Here is a 22,124-nt window from a genome sequence, read left to right as displayed (position 1 = left end):
GTTCATCCGATCTACCAGCGGATAAGCAGCCGGGAACACATGTGGTCTTCATGGCGCACCAGGTGTTCGCGGTACGGGATTTCATGTCCCTGTTCGGCCACCCTCGCGCCGGAGGCGAGGACCCGCCTGTGGGACGGCATCACGGAGGCGATGGCGTGACCGGCGGCTCCGGTGCCGGCTCCGCCACGGGCGCCGCTTCGGGTGCCTCCCCGAACCGGGCCAGGGCCAGCGCTCCCGCCACGGCGACGGCGAAGCCGAGCACGGCCAGCCAGCCGAGCCCCTCACGGGTCCGGTCGCCCAGCCATACCACGCCCACCAGCGCCGGACCGATCGTCTCGCCGATCACCATCCCGGCCGTGGCGGTCGTCACCGACCCCCGCTGGAGAGCCGTCGTCAGCAGCAGGAACGCGGCACCGCCACCCAGCAGCAGCGCGTACAGTGCCGGGTCGGTGAGCAGTTCCGACGGGGCGAGCGAGTCGATCAGCCGCACCGCCACCTCCACCACCCCGAACCCGAAACCGGCCCCGAGGCCCAGCACCAGCGCCCGTGCGCGCCCGGTCAGCCGCCGTCCGGCCAGTCCCAGCAGCAGCACCCCGCCCGCCGCGCCGAGCATCACCCACGGCAGCGCCTGCGGTCCGCTCTCCTCGCCCTCCGTCCCCGCCGCCAGACCCAGCATCGCAAGGCCAGCGCACACCACCCCCACCGCCGCCCACTCGGTCCGGCTCAGCCGTACCCGCAGCAGCCGCGCCGCGACCACCGCCGTCACGGCCAGGCTCGACGCGAGTGCCGCCCCCACGGCGTAGATCGGCACCGAGCGCAACGCGGCGATCTGGAACAGGAACCCCAGCCCGTCCAGCGCGAGCCCCGCCAGATACCGCCACTCCCGCACCGCCCGCAGCAGCAGCGCCGCGTCCCCGCCGCTCCCGCCGACGGCCGCCCGCGCCGCCATCGCCTGCAACACCGTCGCCGTACCGAAGCAGACCGCCGCGCCGAGGGCACACACCATTCCAAAGAGCACGAAAGGACTGTAGGGGAGCGGCTGGTGGGCGGGCCGCCTTCGGTCGCTCGCGGCACGGTGTCTAGGCTGACGGCCGGAAATCGTCGTAGCGGCGATGCGGAAACGGGGAGACGGAACATGGCGGACGCGCGTCGCAGACTTCGCTCGGGCACGGTCGTACTCGGTGGCATGGGAGTGCTCGCGGCGGCCCTGTCCGCCTGCTCCTCCGACCCCGACAAGCGGTGCGTCGACCGCGACAGCTACAACCTCACCAAGGGTTACAAGGTCGTCGCCGACAAGAACTGCAAGTCCACGTCCGGCAAGTCCGGCTCGGCCGGCAAGGTCGGCAAGTCCGCCACGGCCTCCACCGACGCCGCCTGGTACTACGGCGGCGAAAAGAAGGGCTCCTGGGTCGACGGCGGCTCCTTCACCAAGCCGGGCAAGGGGTCCAGCGGCTCGACCGGTTCGAGCAGCAGTGGCGGCAGCAGCAGCGGCGGCAGCGGCAGCAGTGGTGGCGGCAGCGGAGTCGACCGGAACGGGTTCGGCGGCGACAGCGACAGCGGCAGCGGTGTCGGCAAGGGCAGCTCGGGCGGCTGAGCGCCCGAGACGCTGAACAGGACACCGGCACCGTGCGACGTCACAGCATCGAACCCCGCCCCGACTGGCAGCGGACCGTCGAGGACCAGGGTCTCGTCTACCCCCTCACCCGTCACCCCGACGGCCGACTGCGCCCCTACTGGGACGAGAGCGCGTACTACGTCTTCACCCTCGACGAGGTCGAGGCGCTGGAGGAGACCGTCGAGGAACTGCACACCATGTGCCTGGCGGCCGCCGCCCACCTCGTCGAGACCGACCGCCTCGCCGACCTCGGCATCACCGACCCGCGACTCGCGGCGGCGGTCGCCGAGGCCTGGCACCGGCGTGCCGAACTCCCTTCCGTCTACGGCCGTTTCGACCTCCACTACGACGGCACCGGCCCGGCGAAACTCCTGGAGTACAACGCCGACACCCCGACCTCGCTCGTGGAGGCGGCCTCCCCCCAGTGGTTCTGGATGGAGGAACGATTCCCCGGCGCCGACCAGTGGAACTCCCTCCACGAACGCCTGGTCGCCGCCTGGAAGAAGCAGGCCCCCCTGCTCCCGCCCGGCGGCCCGCTCCACTTCGCGCACTCCTCGGCGGACGAGCTGGGCGAGGACCTGATGACGGTCGCCTACCTCAAGGAGACCGCCGAGCAGGCCGGCCTGGACACCGCCTGGATCTCCATGGAGGAGATCGGCTGGGACCCGCTGTCCGGACGTTTCGTCGACCGTCAACTCCGCTTCATCCGCAGCTGCTTCAAGCTCTATCCCTGGGAGTGGCTGACCACCGACCGCTTCGCGGGCCATGTCCTCGACACCCTCGACAACGGCGGCGGCACCGGCACGACCCTGTGGATCGAACCGGCCTGGAAGATGCTCCTCAGCAACAAGGCCCTGCTGGCCGTCCTGTGGGAGCTGTACCCCGGACACCCCAACCTCCTCCCCGCCTATCTCGACGGGCCCCGCGAACTGGCGGCCACCACCGGCTATGTCGCCAAGCCGCTGCTGGGCCGCGAGGGCGCCGGCGTCACCCTGCACGCACCGGGCGGCGATCCCGCCCCGCGCACCGACGAGGCCTGCTGCTACCAGCAGTTGGCGCCCCTGCCCACGTTCGACGGCAACCACGTCGTCCTCGGCGCGTGGACGGTGGAGGACGAGTCGGCCGGCCTCGGCATCCGCGAGTCCTCCGGCCTGATCACGGACGAGTACGCCCGCTTCCTGCCCCACGTGATCCTCTAGGGCCCGCAATCCCGGTCCGAGGCTGCTCCGGGGCGACCGGAGGTGTGCTCCTGCGCGGGTCCGACGTCGCTCGCATGGTGGACGCCGGACCTTGGGCTTCGGGCGTGGCCGGTAGGCTGGCGAGCGGGCCGTGACTGGCGCGCTGGGATGGGACGGACCATCGGGGAGCGGCCTGTGAGCGACAAGAGTGCCGTGCGCCTGGGCCAGACCGAGAACCGTGACCGCACGCCACGCCCCCGGAGGCCGACGACATGTCCGAGCAGCAGTCCCTCTCCACCGAGTCCATCGCCTTCCGTGCCGCACTCGACGTGATCCGCGCCGTCGAGCCGCGCGTCGCCGACGCCATCGGCCAGGAGGTCCACGACCAGCGCGAGATGCTCAAGCTGATCGCCTCGGAGAACTACGCCTCCCCGGCCACCCTCCTCGCGATGGGCAACTGGTTCAGCGACAAGTACGCCGAGGGCACCATCGGCCGCCGCTTCTACGCCGGCTGCCGCAACGTGGACACCGTCGAGGCGCTGGCCGCCGAGCACGCCCGCGAGCTCTTCGGCGCCCGCCACGCGTACGTCCAGCCGCACTCCGGCATCGACGCCAACCTCGTCGCCTTCTGGTCGATCCTCGCCGACCGCGTGGAGGTCCCGGCCCTCGCGAAGGCGGGCGTCCGCCAGGTCAACGACCTCTCCGAGGCCGACTGGGCCGAACTGCGCCGGGCCTTCGGCAACCAGCGGATGCTCGGCATGTCCCTGGACGCCGGCGGCCACCTCACCCACGGCTTCCGCCCCAACATCTCCGGCAAGATGTTCGACCAGCGTTCCTACGGCACGGACCCGGCCACCGGCCTGATCGACTACGAGGCCCTGCGTGCCTCGGCCCGCGACTTCAAGCCGCTGATCATCGTCGCCGGCTACTCCGCGTACCCCCGGCTGGTGAACTTCCGGATCATGCGCGAGATCGCCGACGAGGTCGGCGCGACCCTCATGGTCGACATGGCGCACTTCGCCGGCCTGGTCGCGGGCAAGGTCCTGACCGGCGACTTCGACCCGGTCCCGCACGCCCAGATCGTGACGACCACCACCCACAAGTCCCTGCGCGGCCCGCGCGGCGGCATGGTCCTGTGCGACGACTCCCTCAAGGACCAGGTCGACCGCGGCTGCCCGATGGTCCTCGGCGGCCCGCTCCCGCACGTCATGGCCGCCAAGGCCGTCGCCCTGGCGGAGGCCCGGCAGCCGTCCTTCCAGGACTACGCCCGGCGCATCGTCGACAACTCCCGCGCCCTCGCCGAGGGCCTGACGCGGCGCGGCGCGGCCCTGGTCACCGGCGGCACGGACAACCACCTGAACCTGATCGACGTGGCCTCCTCCTACGGGCTCACCGGCCGCCAGGCCGAGACGGCGCTGCTCGACTCGGGCATCGTCACCAACCGCAACGCCATCCCCGCCGACCCGAACGGCGCCTGGTACACCTCCGGCATCCGCATCGGCACCCCGGCGCTGACGACCCGGGGCCTGGGCACGGCCGAGATGGACGAGGTCGCCGGCCTGATCGACCGGGTCCTGACCACGACGGAGCCGGGCACGACGAAGTCGGGCGCCCCCTCGAAGGCCGCCCACGTCCTGGACGCGAAGGTCGCGGACGAGATCTCCCGGCGGGCGACCGACCTGGTGGCGGGCTTCCCGCTGTACCCGGAGATCGACCTCGGCTGACCCGGCGGCACCCCGGGCGGCCCCCGTGGCCGCCCGGGACCCGTTCCGGGCGGTCTCCGCGCTCTGAGACAATGATGGACATGGCCTCAGACCGACCCCGCGTGCTCTCCGGAATCCAGCCCACCGCAGGCTCGTTCCACCTCGGCAACTACCTCGGCGCCGTCCGCCAGTGGGTGGCGCTCCAGGAGACCCACGACGCGTTCTACATGGTCGTCGACCTGCACGCGATCACGGTCCCGCAGGACCCGAAGGAGCTCAGCGCGAACACGCGGCTGGCCGCCGCCCAGCTCCTCGCGGCCGGTCTCGACCCGGACCGCTGCACGCTCTTCGTCCAGAGCCACGTCCCCGAGCACGCCCAGCTCGCCTGGGTCATGAACTGCCTCACCGGCATGGGCGAGGCCGGCCGGATGACCCAGTTCAAGGACAAGTCCGCCAGGCAGGGCGCCGACCGCGCCTCCGTGGGCCTGTTCACGTACCCGATCCTCCAGGTCGCGGACATCCTGCTGTACCAGGCCGACGAGGTGCCGGTCGGTGAGGACCAGCGCCAGCACATCGAGCTGACCCGCGACCTCGCGGAGCGTTTCAACGGCCGCTTCGGCGAGACCTTCACGATCCCGAAGCCGCACATCCTGAAGGAGACCGGGAAGATCTACGACCTCCAGGACCCGTCGATCAAGATGAGCAAGTCGGCGTCCACGCCGAAGGGCCTCATCAACCTGCTCGACGAGCCGAAGGCGACGGCGAAGAAGGTCAAGAGCGCGGTCACGGACACCGACACGGTCGTCCGCTACGACGCCGAGAACAAGCCCGGCGTCAGCAACCTGCTCGGCATCTACTCGACGCTGACCGGCACCGGCATCCCCGAGCTGGAGCAGCGGTACGAGGGCAAGCTCTACGGCGCGCTCAAGACGGACCTCGCCGAGGTCGTCGTCGACTTCGTGACGCCGTTCCGGGACCGCACCCAGCAGTACCTGGACGACCCCGAGACGCTCGACTCGATCCTGGCCAAGGGCGCGGAGAAGGCCCGCGCCGTCGCCGCGGAGACCCTCTCCCGGACGTACGAGCGGGTGGGTTTCCTGCCCGCGAAGCACTGAGCGGCGCTCGGAAGCACGCGGAAGCACTCGGGGCGCACCGCACACCTGTTCCTCTGGGCAGAGCGCTGCACATCACTTTCCCTGCGCCTGCCCAGAGCACAGCTGTGGCCGTACAGTCGATAGCCGTACGACTGAGTACGAACCCGGCATCACCCCGACATGACGGCTTGACGACATGACGACAGGAGAAGACGTGGGGACCGTAACGATCGGTGTGTCGATCGCGGTCCCGGAGCCTCACGGCAGCCTGCTCCAGGAGCGGCGCCTGGGCTTCGGCGACGCCGCGGCTCACGGCATCCCCACGCACGTCACGCTGCTGCCGCCGACCGAGGTCGGGACGAGCGCGCTGCCCGCCGTCGAAGCGCACCTCGGCGAGGTCGCCGCGGCCGGCCGTCCCTTCCCGATGAGGCTGTCCGGCACCGGCACCTTCCGGCCCATGTCGCCGGTGGTCTACGTGCGGGTCGTCCAGGGCACCGAGACCTGCGCCTGGCTCCAGCAGCGGATCCGGTCCGCCTCCGGGCCGCTGACCCGCGAGCTCCAGTTCCCCTACCACCCGCACGTCACCGTCGCGCACGGCATCGACGAGGCGGCGATGGACCGGGCCTTCGACGAGCTCGCCCAGTACGAGGCCGAGTGGTCCTGCACCGGCTTCGCCCTCGCCGAGCAGGGCGCCGACGGCGTCTGGCGCAAGCTGCGCGACTACGCCTTCGGGGGCGCGGTCGTGCCCCCGCAGGCGGCCCACGTCGACCGCGGCACGCTGCCGACGCGCTAGATCGGCAGCCTGCGGAACAGCCCGCGGGGCGCGTGGCGCAGCGCCGACATCACCACGCGCAGCACGCCCGGCACCCACACCGTCTCCGAGCGGCGCCGCAGCCCCAGCTCGACGGCCGCGGCGACCGCCTCCGGGGTGGTCGCCAGCGGCGCCTCGGGCAGCCCGGCGGTCATCTTCGTCCGGACGAACCCGGGGCGTACGACCATGACGTGTACGCCGGTGCCGTGCAGCGCGTCGCCCAGCCCCTGGGCGAAGGCGTCGAGGCCCGCCTTGCTGGAGCCGTAGATGAAGTTCGAGCGGCGGGCCCGCTCGCCGGCGACGGAGGAGAGGACGACCAGGGAGCCGTGGCCCTGGGTCTGCAGGGCGCGCGCGGCGACCAGCCCCGCCGAGACCGCCCCCGTGTAGTTGGTCTGCGCGACGCGCACCGCGGCCGCCGGGTCGCGCTCGTCGTTCGCCTGGTCGCCGAGGACGCCGAAGGCGAGCAGCACCGCGTCGACGTCGCCCTCGGCGAAGACCTTGCCGAGGACCGTCTCGTGGGACTCGGGGTCGAGCGCGTCGAAGGGCACGGTGTGGACGTCCGCCCCCAGGGTGCGCAGCTCGGCGGCGGCCGACTCCAGGGCGGGTGACGGGCGCCCGGCCAGCCACACCGTGCGGGTGCGGCGGACGATCAGCCGGCGGGCGGTGGCCAGCGCGATGCCGGACGTGCCGCCGAGGACGAGAAGGGACTGGGGGAGGCCGAAGGCGTCCTTCATGGTGACTCCTGGAAGTTGAGCCGGCGGGCGAGGTCCGACACGAAGACCCCGCGCGGGTCCAGCTCCGCGCGCAGCGCGCGGAAGTCGTCGAGGCGCGGGTACATCGCGGTGAGCAGTTCGGGGCGCAGCCGGGAGTCCTTGGCGAGGTAGACGCGGCCGCCCGCGGCGGCCACCTCCTCGTCCAGCTCGTCGAGGAAGGCGCCGAGGCCGGGCAGTCCGGCCGGGATGTCCAGGGCGAGGGTCCAGCCCGGACGCGGGAAGGACAGCCAGCCGGGGTCGGCGTCCCCGAACCGCTTGAGGACGGCCAGGAAGGACGGGCAGCGGCGGGCGGAGAGGCGCCCCACGATCCGGCGCAGGGTGTCCTCCCGGCCGTACCCGACGACGAACTGGTACTGCACGAAGCCGTCGCGGCCGTAGACACGGTTCCAGTGCGGGACGCCGTCGAGGGGGTGGAAGAAGGCGGACAGACTCTGGAGTTCGCCGGTACGCGCGCGGGGCGCTCTGCGGTACCAGAGCTCGTTGAACGCTCCGACGGTCGTCCGGGTGAGCAGGCCGCTCGGCAGGAACGCGGGAGCGGCCGGGAGCCGGGACGGCCGGAACGCGAGCGGGGCCCTGCGCGCGCGGGCGGGCAGCGCGTCCAGGGGCGCGTGCTCGCCGCGGGTCAGGACCGCGCGTCCGGTGGCCGCGCCGCGCGCGAGGAGGTCGATCCACGCGACCGAGTAGCGGTAGCGGTGGTCGCCGGCCGTCAGCCGGGCCATCAGGTCGTCGAGGTCGGCGGCCCGCTCGGTGTCGACCGACATCAGCGACGTCCCGACCGGCTGGAGCCGGATCCTGGCCGTCAGGACGACGCCGGTCAGGCCCATGCCGCCGGCGGTCGCGTCGAACAGGTCGGTGCCCTGCTCCACCGTGCGGATCGTGCCGTCCGCCGTGAGCAGCTCGAAGGACAGCACATGCCGGGCGAAGGACCCGGACACATGGTGGTTCTTGCCGTGGATGTCGGCGCCGATCGCGCCGCCCACGGTCACGTACCGGGTGCCGGGGGTCACGGGCACGAACCAGCCGAGCGGCAGCAGGACCTCCATGAGCCGGTGCAGGGAGACCCCCGCGTCGCACAGGACGCTCCCGTCGTCGGCGTCGATGACGTGGATCCGGTCCAGCCCGGTCAGGTCGATCACCGCTCCGCCGGCGTTCTGTGCCGCGTCTCCGTAGGCGCGCCCCAGACCCCTGGGGATGCCTCCGCGTGGCCCGCACTCCCGGACCGCCGTCACGGCCTCCGCGTAGGTCCGGGGTCGGACCAGGCGTGCGGTGGTGGGGGCGGTGCGGCCCCATCCCGTGACGGAGACGTTCTCGGCGGTGGTCTCGGCAGGCATGCTGGTGACCGTATCGCCTCTATATGAGCGATTAATTTTGAAACATGCATTACTCCCCGAAATGGGTGATTAATGGGATGTCGCTCAATATTGCCGGAGTTCCGAGGACGCAGGCGTGAACAGTGAGTCCACATGGACGAACTCGACGACCTGGACCACCGGATCCTCTCGGCGCTCCACGCCCGGGGCGCGGACCCACGCGTCGCCCGCGTCGCGCGCGCCCTCTCCTGGGCGGGCGAGCACGCCGCCCTGTGGCTCGCGGCGGGCGTCGCGGGAGCCGCCGTCGACGGCTCCCGGCGCGGCGCCTGGCTGCGCGCCACCGCGCTCACCGCGGGCGCGCACGCCGCCAGCATGGGGGTGAAACGTATCGTCCGACGCCCGCGCCCCGCCCACCTCGAACCCCTCGTGCGCACCGCGGGACGGCACTCCTTCCCCAGCTCGCACGCGACCTCCGCCGCGGCCGCCGCCGTCGCCTACGGCTCGCTCGGGGCGTACGCCACCGCGCCGCTCGCCGCCGCGATGTGCCTCTCCCGTCTGGTCGCCGGCGTCCACCACCCCTCCGACGTGGCCGCGGGCGCGGCCCTGGGGGCGGTCACCGCGCGGCTGGGGGCGCGCTGGATGAGAGAGGGGCACCATGGCTGAGGCACTGCTCCACCAACAGCGCACGCACCGCCCGCCGGCCCCCCGGCCCCCGAGCGACCGCCCCGGCACCCTCCTCGGCGGCCTCCTGCGGACCACCCGCCCCAAGCAGTGGGTCAAGAACATCCTGGTCGTCGCCGCCCCCGCGGCGGCCGGCCGGCTCTTCTCCCTGCACGCGGTCACCCGACTCGCCCTCGTCTTCGCCCTGTTCACCGCCTGCGCCGCCGCCGTCTACCTGGTCAACGACGCCCGTGACGCCGAGGCGGACCGCGCCCACCCCACCAAACGGCACCGCCCGATCGCCGCCGGACAGGTTCCGGTGCCCGTCGCGTACGGAGTCGCGGTCGCCCTCGCGGTCCTCGCGCCGGCCGCCGCGGCCCGGCTGACGACACCCGCCGTCGCGCTGCTCCTCACCGCCTACCTGGGCATGCAACTGGCGTACTGCGTCAGCCTGAAGCACGTCCTGGTCCTTGACCTCGTCGTCGTCACGACCGGTTTCCTGATGCGGGCCATGGCGGGCGGACTCGCCCTGGGCATCCCGCTCTCCCGCTGGTTCCTGATCACCACCGGGTTCGGGGCGCTGTTCATGGTCGCCGCCAAGCGCTACTCCGAGGCCGTGCAGCTGGCCGGCACGGTGGGCGCCACGCGCGTGCTGCTCACCGAGTACACCACCGGCTACCTGCGTTTCGTCTGGCAGCTGGCGGCCGGTGTTGCGGTGCTCGGCTACTGTCTGTGGGCCCTGGAGGAGGGCGGCGTCCCGCACCCGGGCGTACTGCCCTGGCGCCAGCTGTCCGTGGTCGCGTTCATCCTGGCCGTCCTGCGGTACGCCGTCTTCGCCGACCGGGGCACCGCGGGCGAGCCCGAGGAGGTCGTCCTGGGCGACCGCGCTCTCGCCCTCATCGGCCTGGCCTGGCTGGCCATGTACGCGCTGGCCGTGGCCGGTTGGTGAGCCACGCGCGCGTGCCGCGACCAGGTGGCCCGGCACCGGCCACCGTCCCGCCGTTCCGGGGTACCCGAATTCCGGTGTTCCGCGATATCCGCATCGGCGATATCCGCGTCTTTCCTCCGGACAGGGGCAGAGTCGGATCATGGACTGGCTGAAGAAGCTCCCCGGCATCGGGCCGTGGGTCGCGCGCCTCATGGCCACGCACGCGTGGCGGTCGTACGAGCGACTGGACCGGGTGAAGTGGACGCGGCTGGCCGCCGCCATGACCTTCGTCAGCTTCGTCGCGCTCTTCCCGCTGCTGACCGTGGCCGCCGCCGTCGCCGCCGCCACGGTGAGCGAGTCCCAGCAGCAGGAGCTGCAGGACAAGATCGCCGATCAGGTCCCCGGCATCTCCGACCAGCTGGACATCAACGGCCTGGTCCAGAACGCGGGCGCCATCGGTCTCATCGCCGGCGCGTTGCTGCTGCTCACCGGCATCGGCTGGGTCGGCCAGATGCGGGACTGCCTGCGCGCCGTCTGGGAGCGGCCGGACGACGACGAGAACCCCGTCCTGCGCAAGGTCAAGGACACGGGCGTCCTCGTCGGCTTCGGCGGCGCCGTCCTGCTCACCCTCGCCATCTCCACCGTCGCCTCGGCGCTGGTCGGCTGGATCATCGAGCAGTCCGGCATCGACAAGGAGGGCTGGGGCAGCGTGCTGCTGCGCGTCGCCGCGTTCTCCGTCGCCGTCCTCGCCGACTTCCTGCTCCTGCTCTACGTCCTCACCCTGCTGCCCGGCGTCGAACCCCCGCGCCGCCGCCTCGTCGTCGCCGCGCTCATCGGCGCCGTCGGCTTCGAACTGCTGAAGCTGCTGCTGAGCGGCTATATGCAGGGCGTGGCCGCCAAGAGCATGTACGGCGCGTTCGGCGTGCCCATCGCCCTGCTGCTGTGGATCAACTTCACCTCGAAGCTGGTCCTGTACTGCGCGGCCTGGACGGCGACGGGCAGCGTCCCCGACAACCCGCGGGACATCGACGTCAGCGACGACGTCGTACCAGGTCCGGCAGCGGCCAGCGGCGGTTGACGAGGTACCCGCCGCCCGCGAGCAGCGCCAGCAGTCCGCCGGTGATCGCCAGCGCGATCCACATGCCGCCCGAGCCGTTCTCGGTCACCGCGCCCGCCACCGGCTTCGCCGACACGTCCCCGGCGCCGCCCGCCTGCCCGGACCCCTCGGAGGCCGACGGGTTGGCGCCGGGCTGCGCGCCGGCCTGCGCGGTGCCCTTCGGCGCGACCAGCTCACCGACCGGCGTCACCTTGCCGGCCGCCTGGAAGCCCCAGTCCAGCAGGGCGGCGGTCTCCTTGTAGACCTCGTTGTGGTCGGTCTTCTCCGGGTTCATGACCGTGACGAGCAGCACCTTGCCGTTGCGCTCGGCCACGCCGGTGAAGGTGGCGCCCGCGTTGGTGGTGTTGCCGTTCTTGACACCCGCGATGCCCGGGTACTGGGAGATGTCGTAGTCGCCGCTGAGCAGCCGGTTGGTGTTCTGGATCTCGAAGGTCCCGCGGCTGGTCTTGCCCTTCTTCTTCGTCGTCTCGCCGGGGAACTTGGCCGTGACGGTCGAGCAGTACTCCCGGAAGTCCTGCTTCTGGAGTCCCGAGCGGGCGAACAGCGTCAGGTCGTACGCGGAGGAGACCTGGTGCGGGGCGTCGTAGCCGTCCGGGGAGACGACGTTCGTGTCGAGGGCCTGGAGCTCCTCGGCGTGCTCGTTCATGTCCTTGACGGTCTCGCCGATGCCGCCGTTCATCTGCGACAGGACGTGCACCGCGTCGTTGCCGGAGCGCAGGAAGACGCCGAGCCACAGGTCGTGGACCGTATACGTCTCGCCCTCCTTTATCCCGACGAGGCTGGAACCGGCCCCCATGCCGGCCAGGTCCTTCGCCTCGACCTTGTGCACGGTGCTCTTGGGGAACCTCGGCAGCACGGTGTCGGCGAAGAGCATCTTCATCGTGCTCGCCGGGGGCAGCCGCCAGTGCGCGTTGTGCGCGGCGAGCACGTCCCCCGACTCGGCGTCGGCGACGATCCACGACCGCGCGGTGAGGTCCTTCGGCAGCACCGGCGCGCCACCCGCGATCGCCACCTGCGTCCCGGCCTGCCCGAGCCGCGTACCGCCCACGGACGACATGTCCGCCGGGGGAGTGACCGACGGCGAGGCGGACGCTGAGGTGGACGGCGATCCGGACGGCGGGACCGACGCGGACGGCGATCCGGACGCCGCCGGGGACGGTGACGGGCTCGGCACCGCGAGCGAGGCGGGCGCGGTGAGCGCGAGGGACGCGAGGGTCGCGGAGGTGACCAGCAGGGTTCGCCTGACGGTCTGCTTCATGGGTGCGGGCACGACGGAGAACGTACCCGGCACGCGACGGGAAGTCCCGTCACCCTCCCCACCCCGGTCACGGAACCGGACAACCGCCGGTGATACTGAACCCATGAAGCTCAGCCGCCCCGTCTCCTGGTTCCTGCTCGCCTTCGGGGTGTGGAGCTGGGTCATCTGGGTCACCTTCGTCAAGAACCTGATCAAGGACAGCAGCGGGCTCGCCTTCGACGACGGCGATCCCACGGCGTACTTCTGGGTGCACCTGACGCTCGCTGTCGTCTCCTTCGTATTGGGGACGGTCGTCGGGGCCATCGGGTTGCGCGGTCTGCGCGCACTGCGGCAGGCGTCATAGCCATGGTGATCGTCTTCGCCCTGCTCGCCCTGGCCGTGCTGGCCGTGCTGGTCACGGCCAACTGGTACCTGTGGCGGCGGCTGTTCCGCGACACCACCCGCGGTCCCGGCCGGGCGCGCCGCGGTGGCGCGGCGCTGGTCGCGGGCGGCTGGGCGTTGGCGATCGGCGCCCTGGTCGCCGAACGCGCCGACGCCCCCTTCTGGCTCCAGCGCGCACTGGCCTGGCCCGGCTTCCTGTGGCTGGCCCTGTCGGTCTACCTGCTGCTGGCCGTGATCGTCGGCGAGGCCGTACGGCCGCTGCTGCGCCGCTTCCTGGAGAAGCGGGCGCCCGCCGAGACCTCCGCGGCCCAGCCCGAGCCGAAGCCGGTCCCGATCGGAGCGCCGGCCTCCCGGACACGGGACGCCGAGCGACCGCAACGCGCCGAGCCGGCGTCCGAGGGCCCGGAGTCCGAAGGCCCGGAGTCCGAGCGGCCGGAGTCCGAGCGGCCGGGGGCCGGCAAGTCGGCGCCCGAGGGCCCGGCGTCCGAGCGCCCGGCGTCCGAGCGCCCGGAGCCCGCGAGTCCGGAGCGGTCCCCCTCGGCCCCCTCCCGCCGGCTCTTCGTGTCCCGGGTCGTGGCCGGTGCGGCGGCCGCGGCCGCCGTCGGCACGGTCGGCTACGGCACCTACGGCGTGCTGCGCGGCCCCGGGGTCAAGCGGGTGACGGTGCCCCTGGCCAAGCTCCCGCGCGGCGCCCACGGCTACCGGATCGCGGTCGTCAGTGACATCCATCTGGGCCCGGTCCTCGGCCGGGGCTTCGCGCAGAAGGTCGTCGACACGATCAACGCGACGCAGCCCGACCTGATCGCGGTCGTCGGCGACCTGGTCGACGGCAGCGTGAAGGACCTGGGCCCGGCGGCGGCCCCGCTCGCGCGGCTGAAGGCCCGGCAGGGCAGCTTCTTCGTCACCGGCAATCACGAGTACTTCTCCGGCGCCGAACAGTGGGTCGAGGAGGTGCGGCGGCTCGGCCTGAACCCGCTGGAGAACGCCCGTACGGAGCTGCCCTGGTTCGACCTGGCCGGCGTCAACGACATCGCGGGCGAGAGCGAGGGCCAGGGGCCCGACTTCGCCGGCGCGCTCGGCGACCGTGACACCACGCGCGCGTGCGTGCTCCTCGCCCACCAGCCCGTCCAGATCCACGACGCCGTACGCCATGGCGTCGACCTCCAGCTCTCCGGCCACACGCACGGCGGCCAGCTGTGGCCCGGCAACTTCCTCGCGGCCGCCGCGAATCCGACCGTGGCGGGGCTGGAGCGCTACGGCGACACCCAGCTGTACGTGTCCCGGGGCGCGGGCGCCTGGGGCCCGCCCACCCGGGTCGGGGCACCCTCCGACATCACCGTCGTCGAACTGGCCTCGACGCACGCCTGACGGCCGGTCAGAACCCTGTGGAGAGGCTGTGAAACCCGGTCGAAACAAGGCGTCGGTAAGTTCTTTCCCATCTCGCCAGAATCCTCTTCCCCCTGGCGAAACACGTGTGATTAGGTGAGCCCGCCGCCAAGGGGAGCGGCACTTTTTTCTGTGGACTGGGCCCGTCTGGCGGCCTGGGGAGGCAGGGCATCACCATGCGATCTGTTCGCATGCGGATACTCCTGACGCTGCTGGTTCTCGCGGTCGTCGGAGTGGGTGGCTGGCAGTTGCTGCCGTCGCAGGACAGCGGTGGCGCGACCATCACGGTCGGCACCACGGACACCGTCACCTCGCTCGACCCGGCGGGCGCCTACGACGCCGGATCCTGGGCGCTGTTCAGCAACGTCTTCCAGTCGCTGCTGACCTACGAGCCCGGCGGCGTCTCGCCCGTGCCGGACGCGGCCGAGAGCTGTGCCTTCGACAAGGGCAGCCTCGTCACGTACACCTGTGAGCTGCGTGACGACCTCACCTTCGACAGCGGCTCCGAGGTGACCGCCGAGGACGTGAAGTACTCCTTCGACCGGGTCAAGAAGATCAACTCGGATGTCGGCCCGGCATCCCTGTTCTCGACCCTGAAGTCGGTGGACGCCAAAGGCCTGAAGGTCACCTTCCACCTGTCGTCGCCGGACGCCACCTTCCCGTTCAAGGTGGCCACCGGAGCCGGCTCGATCGTCGACCACACCCGCTACCCGGCGGACGGTCTGCGCGTCGGCAGCAGCGTCGACGGCACCGGACCGTACCGGCTGACCGGGTACACGAAGGGCAAGAAGGTCCTGCTGTCGCCCAACTCGCGCTACAAGGGCGCCGTGTCGACCGGCTCCCCGATCGAGTTGCGCTACTACGCGGACCCCCAGGCCCTGGAGAAGGCCTGGAAGGCCAAGCAGGTCAAGGCCGCCACCCGTCAGCTGCCGCCCGCGGTGCTGGCCGCCCTCGACACCAGCGACCCCGACCAGCGCGTCTACGAGGCCGACGGCTCCGAGACCCGCAACCTGTACTTCGACACCCGCTCGGGCTCGCCGCTGCACGAGAGGGACGTCCGCAAGGCGCTGGCCTGGCTGATCGACCGCGAGCAGCTGGCGGCGAGCGTGTACGACGGGACCGTCGACCCGCTGTACTCGCTCATCCCGACCGGCATCACCGGACACACCACCTCCTTCTTCGACAGCTATCCGGACCGGAGCGCCGAGAAGGCCCGCAAGCTGCTGAAATCGGCCGGCGTGAGCATCCCGGTGGAGTTCACCTACGGCTACGGGCTGGGCAGCGGCGCCGCGGCGGCCGAGGCCCAGGAGCTCAAGCGGCAGCTGGAGGCGAGCGGTCTGTTCAAGGTGGACGTCAAGGGTTACGAGTGGACCGACTTCCAGAAGAGGTGGGCCACCGGCAAACTCGACGCGTACGCGGTCGGCTGGGTCGCCGACTACCCCGACCCGGACACCTTCGCGGGCCCGCTCGTCGGCACCGACTCCACCATGAACACCGGATACAGCAGCAAGGCCGTCGACAAGTACATCGCCGGAAGCCGGCAGTTCGCCGACCGCAGCCGGGCCGCCGGCGACTTCCGCGACCTCCAGCAGGTCATCGCCCAGGACGTGCCGGTCGTCCCGCTGTGGCAGCGCAAGGAGTACATCGTCACCAGCGCGGACATCGGCGGCGGACAGTTCCTCGCGGACGGCAACGGCGTGTTCCGCCTCTGGAAGCTCGACTGGATCTGAGCCGAAGTACCCACCCGGCTCGCACACTTGATCCCGTGAGCCGGGCATGCGCCCCCGTCGCACCGGGCAGGCACCCCAAGCGGCACCATGTGACGGAGGTGTGTACGGGGTGAGGAGCAGACGTGCTGAGACGCAACTCCTTCCGGCTGCCCCGGCATCCGGCGTCCGTCGGTCTCGCCCGGCGCCGGGTACGGGACCATCTCGCGGACTGGGGGCACGGCCCCGACGACCCGGCGCTGGCCGACGCCGTCCTCGTCGTGTCCGAGCTGGCCACCAACGTCGTACGCCACGGCCCCCTCCTCGAGCGGGAGTTCGAGGTGGCCGTCACCGCCCTCGGTGACGGTTCCTGCCTCATAGAGGTCTCCGACGAGGGCCGGCTCGAACCCCGGCCGCGACCGGTCGGGGAGGCGGAGGAACACGGCCGCGGGCTGCATCTGGTCGAGCACCTCGCCGCCGCGTGGGGCGTGTGGAGCAGAGGCCGGCACGGCAAGACGGTATGGGCCCTGGTCACGGCCCCCACCTAGACGATCACTCCGGGGCTGCCCCGCCGTGGCACGCGCTCAGCCGCAGGCCTTCGGACGGGCCGGCAGCGTCACCGTGACGGCCAGCCCCTCGCCCGGTGCCGTCCGGACGCTCACCTCGCCGCCGTGTGCCTGGACGACCCCCTGCACGATCGCCAGACCGAGGCCGCTGCCCGCGCCGCCCCCGGCCCGGAAGAAACGGTCGAAGACCCGCGCCGCGTCCTCAGGTCCCAGCCCGGGCCCCTTGTCCTCGACCGACAGCCGTACGACCCCGTCCACCCGCTCCACACCGAGCCGCACCGGCACCTCGGCCGAGGTGTGCGTGCGCACGTTGGCGACCAGGTTGCCCAGCACCTGACGCAGCCCCGACTCGTCGGCCCGCACCAGTACCGCGCCCTCGGCCTCGACCGTCACCGGCCGCCCGGGCTGCTGCGCGCGCAGGTCCTGCGCCGAGTCCCGCACCAGACGGCTCACGTCGACGCCCCGCAGCCGCAGTTCGGGCCGCTGGTCGAGGCGGGCCAGGGTGAGCAGCTCGTCGACGAGCCGGCCCATCCGGTCCACCTCGCCGTTCATCCGGTCCCAGGCCCGCCGGCGCTCCTCCTGCTCGACCAGCATGCCCTGGTCGTACAGCTGGAGGTAGCCGCGGATCGCGGAGAGCGGGGTGCGCAGTTCGTGCGAGGCGTCGGCCACGAAGCGGCGCAGCTGGGCCGCGCTGTGCTCGCGCGTGCGGTACGCCGTCTCCACCTGGTGGAGCATGGAGTTCAGGGCGAGCCGCAGCTGTTCGACCTCCTGGGTGGGGTGGTGGCTGGACGGCACGCGCCGGGTCAGGTCCCCCTCGGCGATCGCCGACGACGTCTCCACCATGTCCTCCAGCGGCCGCATCCGCTGCCGCACGCTGAACAGGGTCAGACAGGCGAGCAGGGCCAGCAGCAGCGTGCCGACGGCCAGGTCGAGCTTCAGGGCTTTCGCTATGCCCTGGTGCAGGGCTTCGGTGGAGGTGGCCAGCAGGATGTACGTGCCGTCGGGCAGCCGGGTCGCGGTCGCGCGGTAGGTGTCGCCGTGCACGGTGACGTCGTGCGGGTCGGCGTCGGTGCTGAGGGCGAGCGGATCGGACACCGCGTCCGCGAGGCCGCGCTGGGATTCGGTGGGCCGGACGTCGAAGACGGCGAGGGCGGTGCCCCGGCCGTCGACGGCGGTGAAGATCGAGTCCGGAGCCGGCCGGGTGTCCGTGCCCTGCGGGTCCGTGTTCTGCGTGTCCGTGTTGTGGGGTACGAGCCGGTCGCTGACCACGCTCAGCACGGACAGCGAGTCGATCTGGCGCAGGGTGAGCTGCGAACTGCCCAGCGAGTCACGCATCTTGGTCAGCTCGGCGTCCACCTGGTCGAGCAGGTAGTGCCGCATCCCCATCAGGCTGACGGCGGTCGCGACGACGATGCCGAGCGCGAGCAGCCCCACGTTCGCCGCCGTCAGCTTGGCACGCAGCGAGTGGATGCCGTGCCGGTGGATCCGCCTCACGCCAGCCCGTATCCGACGCCGCGCCGGGTGGTGATCACCGGCGGTCCCAGGACGTCCAGTTTGCGCCGCAGATAGCTGATGTAGGTCTCGACGACCGTCGACTCCGGCGGGGTGTGCTCGTACTGCCAGACATGGCGCAGGAGTTGCTCCTTGGGCACGATCCGGCCGCCGTTGCGCACCAGGAACCGCAGCAGCGCGTACTCGGTGGGGGTGAGCTCGACCGAGCGGCCCGCGCGGCGCACGCTGTACGTCGTCTCGTCGAGCTCCAGGTCTCCGTACCGCAGCGGCGGCCGCTGCGGAAGGACGTCGGCCGGCCGGGTACGGCGCAGCACGGCGGTGATCCGGGCGACGACCACGTCGATGTCGAACGGTTTGGTGATGTAGTCGTCGCCGAAGCCGAGGGCGCCGACGATCTCGGTCGGCGCGTCCCGCGCGGTGAGGAACACCAGCGCCAGGTCCGGCCTGCGCGACCGCAGTTCACGCCCCAGGGCCCGGCCGTCGCCGTCCGGCAGCATCACGTCCAGCAGGGCCACGTCGGGCCGGGTGCGGTCGGCGAGGGCGAGGGCCTCGCGGACGGTGCCCGCCGTCATGACCTCGAAACGGTGGTAGCGCAGGGCGATGGCCAGGACGTCCGCGATGCTCGGTTCGTCCTCCACGACCAGCACGGTGCCGCAAGCCGTCGTCATGCCCCCAGTATCGGCGGACCCACCGACGATCGCGCCGGTTCACGCTTTGGAGTTCCTTGAGAGTCATGGTCATCACATGTCCACGCACGCGTGGCGCCACCGATCCTGTTGCCCAGGACCTGGGGGACCGACCGACGATCTGGTGAAGGAGATTGAGCGTGGCGGCATTGGCACGCTGGTGCTATCGGCACCGGCTGGTGGTCCTGTTGCTCTGGGTGGGGGCGTTGTTCGGCCTGGGATTCTCGGCCTCGACGGCGGGTACGGACTACGCGAACGTCTTCTCCCTCCCCGACACGGACTCCAAGAAGGCGTACGACCTGATGGAGAAGGCGTTCCCGGCGAGCGCCGGCGACACCGACACGGTCGTGTGGAAGGTCGACGAGGGCTCGGTACGGGACCAGGACGTACGGTCCCGGATCCAGCCCGCGCTCGACGAGATCGCGGGCATGAAGGGCGTCGGCGGGGTCACCGGCCCCTACGCGGCGGACGCGGCGGGCGCGGCGCAGATCAGCGGTGACGGGCGGATCGCCTACGCCCAGATCACCTTCACCGAGCAGGCGAACGCCGTACCGAAGGAACTCGTCCAGGACGTCGTCGACACCGCGCGCGGTGCCGGACAGGACGGCCTGGAGGTCGAGGTGGGCGGCCAGGCCGTCCAGCGGGTGCAGGAACCGCCCACCGGCCTCGCCGAGATGGTCGGCCTCGCGGCGGCGGCGGTGGTCCTGTTCCTGGCCTTCGGCTCGCTGTACGCGATGCTGCTGCCGCTCGCCGTGGCGGTCTTCGGCGTCGGCATGGGCCTGTTCTCGACCCAGCTGCTCAGTCATGTCACCGACATCCCGGACCTGGCCCCGCTGCTGTCCTCGCTGATCGGCCTCGGCGTCGGCATCGACTACGCCCTGTTCATCGTCACCCGGCACCGCAAGGGCGTCCTGCGCGGCCTGGACCCGGAGGAGTCGACGGTCGTCGCCCTCAACACGTCCGGCCGGGCGGTGCTGTTCGCGGGCGGCACGGTGTGCATCGCCCTCGCCGGCATGCTGGTGACGAACCTGCGCTTCCTGGACGGCGTCGTCATCGGCACCTCCCTGACGGTGGTGCTGAGCGTCCTCGCCGCGACGACCCTGCTGCCCGCGCTGCTCGGCTTCCTCGGCGCGCGGGTGCTGAGCCGCAAGCAGCGGCGCGTGCTGGCCGCGACCGGCCCGGAGCCGGAGAAGTCGAGTGGTCCCGCGGCCCGCTGGTCCGTGGGCGTGCAGCGCCGGCCGCGGACGATCGCCGCGCTCGCGCTGGTCGTCATGGCCGTCCTCGCGCTCCCCGTGCTGTCGCTCCGCCTCGGCGCCACCGACCAGGGCAACGACGACGCCTCGACCACCACCCGGAAGGCCTACGACCTGCTCGCCGAGGGCTTCGGGCCGGGCTTCAACGGCCCCCTCCAGGTGGTCGTGGACGGCGGCGACGCCACCGCCCTGACCGCGGGCATCAAGGACACGCCCGGTGTTGCCCAGGTGGCCGCCCTGCCGCCGGCGAGCGGGGTCACGGTCATCCAGGTGGTGCCCTCGACCTCCCCGCAGTCCGCGGAGACGGACACCCTGATCGACCGGCTGCGGGACGACGTCATCCCGGAGGCCGGGGCCCAGGCGCACGTGGGTGGCGTCACGGCGGTGTCGAAGGACTTCGCCACGGTCACCGGCGACCGTCTGCCGCTCTTCATCGCCACCATCATCGGCCTGGGCTTCCTGCTGCTGCTGGTCGCCTTCCGCTCCCTGGTGGTGCCGCTGACGGCCGCCGTGATGAACCTGGTCGCGGCCGCGGCCTCCTTCGGTGTCCTCGTCGCGGTCTTCCAGTGGGGCTGGGGCCTCGATCTGCTCGGCCTCGGCAAGGAGGGGCCGATCAACGCCTTCCTGCCCGTCATCATGCTGTCCCTGCTCTTCGGCCTGTCGATGGACTACCAGGTCTTCCTGGTCAGCCGGATGCACGAGGAGTGGGTGCACACCAGGGACAACGCGCGAGCGGTCCGGGTGGGCCTCGCGGAGACCAGCCGGGTCATCAACTCCGCCGCCCTGATCATGGTCTGCGTCTTCCTCGCCTTCGTGCTCAGCGGCGACTCGGGCGCGGCGATGGCGGGCGTCGGCCTCGCGGCCGCGGTCGCGCTGGACGCGTTCATCCTGCGTACGGCACTGGTCCCGGCCGCGATGCACCTGCTCGGCGACTCCAACTGGTGGCTGCCCGGGTGGCTGGAGAAGCGGCTGCCGCATCTCGCGGTCGAGCCCAAGGAGGAGGCGGCGCCGGCGACGGCCGCGGCGGGCGAAGGGCCGGCCTCGGTCGTGCACGGCTTCGTCCGGAACACGGCCGGTGAACCGGTCGAGGACGCGACGCTCACCCTGATGTCGCAGGGCGGACGGGAACTGGACCGCGTGACCTCCCTCGCCGACGGCTCGTACATCCTCTCCGTCCCGGCGCCGGGCACGTATCTGCTGGCGACGACGGCCGCGCCGCCCCTGCTGAAGCGTGCCCGGCGGCTGACGGTCGCGGGGGAACCCCTGGTCCACGACGTGGAGCTGGAGGAGGCCGCGGAGGTCAGCTGACTCCATCCGGAGAAGAGCCCGCAGAGCCCTCGGGGCCCGCAGAGCTTTCGGAGCCCAGAGAGCCTTCGGAGCCCGCCCGGCCCGGCGGGCTCTTCTTCGTGGGGTCCGGCAGGGCGTTGGTCATGCCGGGCAGGAAGTCCGTGAACAGGTCGTGGACCTCGAGGACGAGCGGCCGCAGCACCCGGAACCGGGCCAGCGCCACGCCCCGCGCGGTGAGGCGCGCGCCCCGGCCGGCCAGCCGGTAGCTGCGCTCGCGCCCCGGGGTACGGTCGTAGATCCAGTACATGACGAGGCCCATCTGGGAGAGCCACATCAGCTCGGGCAGCACCTCGCGCAGCTCCTCGGGAACCTTCGCCTTCGACCCCGCGAGCACCTCCTTGTGGACGGCGATGGCCTCCACGCGCGCGTGCTCCGACTCGGCGGAGAAGGGGCTGAGCGGGCTGTCCGGGTCGGCGGCGTTCTTGAAGAACTGGACCGCGAACTCGTGGTACGGCTCGGCCACCTCCAGCCAGACCCGCAGCACCCCCGCCAGCCGGGCCTCCAGGCTGCTCTCCCGCGCCAGGACGTCCCGGACGGCCTCCCGGTGCTCGGCGGCGAGCCGGTCGTAGAAGCCCTGGATCAGGTGCTCCTTGCCGGCGAAGTAGTAGTAGGCGTTGCCGACCGAGACGCCGGCCTCCTGGGCGATGGCCCGCATCGTCGTCTTGTCGTAGCCGCGCTCCTGGAACAGCCGCATCGCCGTCTCCAGGATCAGAGCGCGGGTCTGCTCGGACTTGGACGTGGGGGCGGCCTCACGACGTTCGGTCGCGGGAGCGGCCTCATGGGGCTCGGACGGGGAAGCGGCCTCGGCGGGACCGTCGTTGTTCGCGGGCACATGCACGA

The 22,124-nt window shown here is 71.9% G+C and carries 20 protein-coding genes and 1 riboswitch; of the genes, 13 read left to right on the top strand and 7 right to left on the bottom strand.

Features of this window, described 5'->3' with window-relative positions:
* Positions 1-139 precede the first annotated feature (139 nt).
* A complete protein-coding gene (locus OHU34_RS16495; protein WP_142268018.1) occupies positions 140-1,006 on the bottom strand; it encodes a hypothetical protein in 867 nt (288 codons plus the stop codon).
* 129 nt (positions 1,007-1,135) lie between these two features.
* Here OHU34_RS16495 and OHU34_RS16490 point away from each other — a divergent pair, with 129 nt between their 5' ends.
* The 5 genes from OHU34_RS16490 to OHU34_RS16470 all read left to right on the top strand — a co-directional run bounded on the left by OHU34_RS16490 (position 1,136) and on the right by OHU34_RS16470 (position 6,383).
* Positions 1,136-1,594: a hypothetical protein gene (locus tag OHU34_RS16490; RefSeq protein WP_405766966.1), complete on the top strand. Its 459-nt coding sequence runs from the start codon at positions 1,136-1,138 to the stop codon at positions 1,592-1,594.
* 32 nt (positions 1,595-1,626) lie between these two features.
* A complete protein-coding gene (locus OHU34_RS16485; RefSeq protein WP_142265834.1) occupies positions 1,627-2,814 on the top strand; it encodes a glutathionylspermidine synthase family protein in 1,188 nt (395 codons plus the stop codon).
* Between the two features lie 120 nt (positions 2,815-2,934).
* Positions 2,935-3,025: riboswitch (ZMP/ZTP riboswitch) on the top strand.
* Between the two features lie 40 nt (positions 3,026-3,065).
* Complete coding sequence (locus OHU34_RS16480; protein WP_230194842.1) at positions 3,066-4,517, top strand: glycine hydroxymethyltransferase; 1,452 nt, start codon at positions 3,066-3,068, stop codon at positions 4,515-4,517.
* An 80-nt stretch (positions 4,518-4,597) separates the two neighbouring features.
* Entirely contained in the window at positions 4,598-5,611 is a 1,014-nt protein-coding gene (gene trpS, locus OHU34_RS16475) for a tryptophan--tRNA ligase (protein WP_142265836.1), read from the top strand.
* A 193-nt stretch (positions 5,612-5,804) separates the two neighbouring features.
* On the top strand, positions 5,805-6,383 hold the full coding sequence (locus OHU34_RS16470) for a 2'-5' RNA ligase family protein (RefSeq protein WP_142265837.1): 579 nt from the start codon (positions 5,805-5,807) through the stop codon (positions 6,381-6,383).
* Here OHU34_RS16470 and OHU34_RS16465 read toward each other — a convergent pair.
* Both OHU34_RS16465 and OHU34_RS16460 read right to left on the bottom strand, forming a co-directional pair.
* Positions 6,380-7,135: a decaprenylphospho-beta-D-erythro-pentofuranosid-2-ulose 2-reductase gene (locus OHU34_RS16465; RefSeq protein ID WP_142265838.1), complete on the bottom strand. Its 756-nt coding sequence runs from the start codon at positions 7,133-7,135 to the stop codon at positions 6,380-6,382. The genes OHU34_RS16470 and OHU34_RS16465 overlap by 4 nt on opposite strands.
* Entirely contained in the window at positions 7,132-8,505 is a 1,374-nt protein-coding gene (locus tag OHU34_RS16460; RefSeq protein WP_142265839.1) for an FAD-binding protein, read from the bottom strand. Before OHU34_RS16460 ends, OHU34_RS16465 begins: the two co-directional genes overlap by 4 nt.
* A gap of 132 nt (positions 8,506-8,637) precedes the next feature.
* Between OHU34_RS16460 and OHU34_RS16455 the strand changes: the two genes are divergently transcribed.
* The 3 genes from OHU34_RS16455 (at position 8,638) to OHU34_RS16445 (ending at position 11,150) form a co-directional block, all read left to right on the top strand.
* A complete protein-coding gene (locus OHU34_RS16455; protein WP_142265840.1) occupies positions 8,638-9,147 on the top strand; it encodes a phosphatase PAP2 family protein in 510 nt (169 codons plus the stop codon).
* Positions 9,140-10,093, top strand: coding sequence for a decaprenyl-phosphate phosphoribosyltransferase (locus OHU34_RS16450; RefSeq protein WP_405766961.1), 954 nt, complete (start codon positions 9,140-9,142; stop codon positions 10,091-10,093). The genes OHU34_RS16455 and OHU34_RS16450 overlap by 8 nt, the downstream gene beginning before the upstream one ends.
* 139 nt (positions 10,094-10,232) lie before the next feature.
* On the top strand, positions 10,233-11,150 hold the full coding sequence (locus OHU34_RS16445; RefSeq protein ID WP_054242460.1) for a YihY/virulence factor BrkB family protein: 918 nt from the start codon (positions 10,233-10,235) through the stop codon (positions 11,148-11,150).
* Here the strand turns inward: OHU34_RS16445 and OHU34_RS16440 are convergent.
* Positions 11,104-12,459: a D-alanyl-D-alanine carboxypeptidase gene (locus tag OHU34_RS16440; protein ID WP_327485906.1), complete on the bottom strand. Its 1,356-nt coding sequence runs from the start codon at positions 12,457-12,459 to the stop codon at positions 11,104-11,106. The genes OHU34_RS16445 and OHU34_RS16440 overlap by 47 nt on opposite strands.
* Before the next feature lie 91 nt (positions 12,460-12,550).
* Between OHU34_RS16440 and OHU34_RS16435 the strand changes: the two genes are divergently transcribed.
* The 4 genes from OHU34_RS16435 (at position 12,551) to OHU34_RS16420 (ending at position 16,468) form a co-directional block, all read left to right on the top strand.
* Entirely contained in the window at positions 12,551-12,790 is a 240-nt protein-coding gene (locus OHU34_RS16435; RefSeq protein WP_142265844.1) for an SCO4848 family membrane protein, read from the top strand.
* Positions 12,791-12,792: 2 nt separating this feature from the next.
* Positions 12,793-14,196 carry a metallophosphoesterase gene (locus OHU34_RS16430; protein WP_405766958.1) on the top strand — a complete coding sequence of 468 codons (1,404 nt, stop codon included), beginning with the start codon at positions 12,793-12,795 and terminating at the stop codon, positions 14,194-14,196.
* Between the two features lie 209 nt (positions 14,197-14,405).
* Positions 14,406-15,944 (top strand): ABC transporter substrate-binding protein, encoded by a 1,539-nt coding sequence (locus OHU34_RS16425; protein ID WP_405766954.1) that lies wholly within the window; start codon positions 14,406-14,408, stop codon positions 15,942-15,944.
* A gap of 122 nt (positions 15,945-16,066) precedes the next feature.
* A complete protein-coding gene (locus OHU34_RS16420; RefSeq protein ID WP_230194838.1) occupies positions 16,067-16,468 on the top strand; it encodes an ATP-binding protein in 402 nt (133 codons plus the stop codon).
* 36 nt (positions 16,469-16,504) lie between these two features.
* Here OHU34_RS16420 and OHU34_RS16415 read toward each other — a convergent pair whose 3' ends face one another.
* Both OHU34_RS16415 and OHU34_RS16410 read right to left on the bottom strand, forming a co-directional pair.
* Complete coding sequence (locus OHU34_RS16415; RefSeq protein ID WP_142265848.1) at positions 16,505-17,980, bottom strand: HAMP domain-containing sensor histidine kinase; 1,476 nt, start codon at positions 17,978-17,980, stop codon at positions 16,505-16,507.
* A complete protein-coding gene (locus OHU34_RS16410; RefSeq protein WP_020131058.1) occupies positions 17,977-18,666 on the bottom strand; it encodes a response regulator transcription factor in 690 nt (229 codons plus the stop codon). Before OHU34_RS16410 ends, OHU34_RS16415 begins: the two co-directional genes overlap by 4 nt.
* Before the next feature lie 167 nt (positions 18,667-18,833).
* Here OHU34_RS16410 and OHU34_RS16405 point away from each other — a divergent pair, with 167 nt between their 5' ends.
* A complete protein-coding gene (locus OHU34_RS16405; RefSeq protein ID WP_230194860.1) occupies positions 18,834-21,245 on the top strand; it encodes an MMPL family transporter in 2,412 nt (803 codons plus the stop codon).
* Here OHU34_RS16405 and OHU34_RS16400 read toward each other — a convergent pair.
* Positions 21,238-22,116: a TetR family transcriptional regulator gene (locus tag OHU34_RS16400; protein ID WP_405766949.1), complete on the bottom strand. Its 879-nt coding sequence runs from the start codon at positions 22,114-22,116 to the stop codon at positions 21,238-21,240. The two genes, OHU34_RS16405 and OHU34_RS16400, sit on opposite strands and share 8 nt — an antisense overlap.
* Positions 22,117-22,124 lie beyond the last annotated feature (8 nt).

Origin of the sequence: Streptomyces sp. NBC_00080 (genome assembly GCF_045041255.1) — a bacterium.
GTDB classification, from domain to species: domain Bacteria; phylum Actinomycetota; class Actinomycetes; order Streptomycetales; family Streptomycetaceae; genus Streptomyces; species Streptomyces coriariae.
The sequence above is the reverse complement of the archived record's forward strand: the minus strand, read 5'-3'. Positions and strand labels throughout refer to the sequence as shown.